The organism is Mesorhizobium sp. ORS 3428 (assembly GCF_001854785.1).
GTDB lineage: Bacteria > Pseudomonadota > Alphaproteobacteria > Rhizobiales > Rhizobiaceae > Mesorhizobium.
In genome coordinates, this window is record NZ_MDFL01000071.1 from 1 (window position 1) to 2,087 (window position 2,087).

3 protein-coding genes and 1 pseudogene are annotated in these 2,087 nt (G+C 65.2%); 1 reads left to right on the plus strand and 3 read right to left on the minus strand.

The window, feature by feature from the left end; genetic code table 11:
• Nucleotides 1–164 (plus strand): sodium:proton antiporter (locus ORS3428_RS31320; RefSeq protein WP_172833663.1); only part of this gene is annotated, 164 nt, incomplete at its 5' end.
• Nucleotides 165–340: 176 nt separating this feature from the next.
• On the opposite strand, the gene ORS3428_RS08370 is transcribed toward ORS3428_RS31320, so the two are convergent.
• From ORS3428_RS08370 to ORS3428_RS08380, 3 genes and pseudogenes are all read right to left on the minus strand, one after another.
• Nucleotides 341–1,069, minus strand: a complete 729-nt coding sequence (locus ORS3428_RS08370; RefSeq protein WP_071096377.1) for an ABC transporter ATP-binding protein — start codon at nucleotides 1,067–1,069, stop codon at nucleotides 341–343.
• On the minus strand, nucleotides 1,062–1,790 hold the full coding sequence (locus ORS3428_RS08375) for an ABC transporter ATP-binding protein (protein ID WP_071096379.1): 729 nt from the start codon (nucleotides 1,788–1,790) through the stop codon (nucleotides 1,062–1,064). Before ORS3428_RS08375 ends, ORS3428_RS08370 begins: the two co-directional genes overlap by 8 nt.
• Nucleotides 1,787–2,087: pseudogene (locus tag ORS3428_RS08380) on the minus strand (branched-chain amino acid ABC transporter permease); the annotation flags it as partial. The gene ORS3428_RS08375 and the pseudogene ORS3428_RS08380, both read right to left, overlap by 4 nt.

Consider the following 2,087-nt stretch of genomic DNA (forward strand, 5'->3'; position numbering starts at 1 on the left):
TCATGGGCGCCAACACCTATATCGGCAATGCGCCGAACTTCATGGTCTTTGCCATCGCCAGACATCGCGGCTTCAAGATGCCGGGCTTCTTCGGCTACATGGCGTGGTCCGGGCTGGTGCTGATCCCGACGTTTTTGATCGCGGGATTTTTGTTCTTCAGATGAAGCCAAGCACTATCAACGTCGGCGCTGCCCCTCATCCCCTGCCGGCACCTTCTCCCCGTGAAAAACGGGGAGAAGGGACAAGCTCCAGCGCCGGCGCCCCCTTCTCCCCGTTCTTCACGGGGAGAGGGTAAGGGTGAGGGGCAGCGCCGACGTCCGGCTGGTCAACTCTACTCTCGTCAACCTACCCCGACATACCGCCTTACCGCCGACGGATCGGCGCGCAATTCCTCGACATCGACAGTCTCGCGGGTGCGGCCGTTCTCGATGAAAGAAACGCGATCGGCGACGGAGAGCAYGGCGTCGACGCGCTGCTCGACCAGGATCGTCGAGACGCCGAGCTCGCGCAGCTTCGCCACCGTCTCGCGGATTTTGGCGATCATCGACGGCATCAGCCCTTCGGTYGGCTCGTCGAGCAACAGCACCTGTGGCTCCAGGCACAGCGCGCGCGCCATGGCCAGCATCTGCTGCTCGCCGCCGGAGAGCGTGCCGGAGCGCTGCCTGAGGCGCTCCCTGAGCAGCGGGAAGAGATCGAGGACACGCTCGCGCGTCTGCTTGCCCTTGCCGCGCGCCATCAGGCCGATCTCGATGTTTTCCGCCACCGTCATGTCAGCGAACAGCCGCCGGCCTTGCGGCACATAGGCGACGCCGGCCTTCGGCACGTCATGTGCGGCAAGCCCGCTCAGTTCCTTGCCGTTCAGCCTGATCGAGCCGGCCGCCGCCGGAACCAGGCCCATGATCGCCTTCAGCGTCGTCGTCTTGCCGGCGCCGTTGCGGCCGAACAGGCAAAGCACCTCGCCCTTGTTGAGGACGAGGTCGAGGCCGTAAAGCACCTGCACCTCGCCGTAGAAACAGTCGAGGCCCGAAATCGCGAGCAGCGCCTTCCCAGTGCTGGGGAGATCAGCCATGGGTCGCTCCGAGATAGGCATCCTGGACTTCAGCGTTGGTGCGGATCTGCTCCGGCGTGCCTTCGGCGAGGATCTTTCCCGAATTGAAGACGGTGATGCGGTCGGCAAGCTGCATGACCACCGGCATGTTGTGCTCGATGAGCAGCACGGTGGYGCTCCTGGCGATCTCGCGCACCAGCGCGATGAAATTGTCGATCTCGCTGTCGGCCAAGCCCTGCGTCGGCTCGTCGAGGATAAGCAGGCGCGGCCTCAGCGCCAGGCCCATGGCCACCTCGAGCAGGCGCTGATGGCCGTAGGAAAGGTGCGCGGCCAGCGTGCCCGCCCGTTCGGCCAGGCCCGTACGCTCGAGCGCCGCCATGACGCCGCTCCTCACCTGCCCCTTCGAACGGCCGTCGGTCAGGGTGCGCTGCACCGGCAGYGCGACATTGTCGAATGCCGTGAGATTGGCGAAGACGCTGGTGATCTGGAACGTGTAGGCGACGCCGAGGCGAGCCCTACGGTAAGCCGGCATGTCGGTGATGTCGGCRCCGTCGAAGACGATCATACCGGAGGACGGCCGGATGCGGCCGCTGAGCAGGCTGACGAAGGTAGTCTTGCCGGCGCCGTTCGGGCCGATGATGGCGCGGATCTCCCCCGGTATCAACGCGAAGTCGACGCCGTCGACCGCGCGCAGGYCGCCGAAATGGCGTGACAGGCCCATGGTGGTGAGCAGCGGCGTCACGGCAGCCACTCCAGCCAGCGCTGGCGGATGCTGCCGAGAATACCCTTCGGAAAGAACAGCACCAGCAGGATGAGCGCGATGCCGACGATCAGCAGATAGGCGGAGGTGAAGCCGCTGGTGATGTCGGTGACATAATACATGAACAGCGTGCCGATCAGCGGCCCAAGCGTCGTCGCGGCGCCGCCAAGCAGCACCCAGAGCAGAGGCAGGATCGAATACTGCACCGAAGCGAAGCCGGAGCCGATATAGCCGAACAGCAGCGCATAGGCCGCGCCTGATGCCGCGCAGATCGTGCCG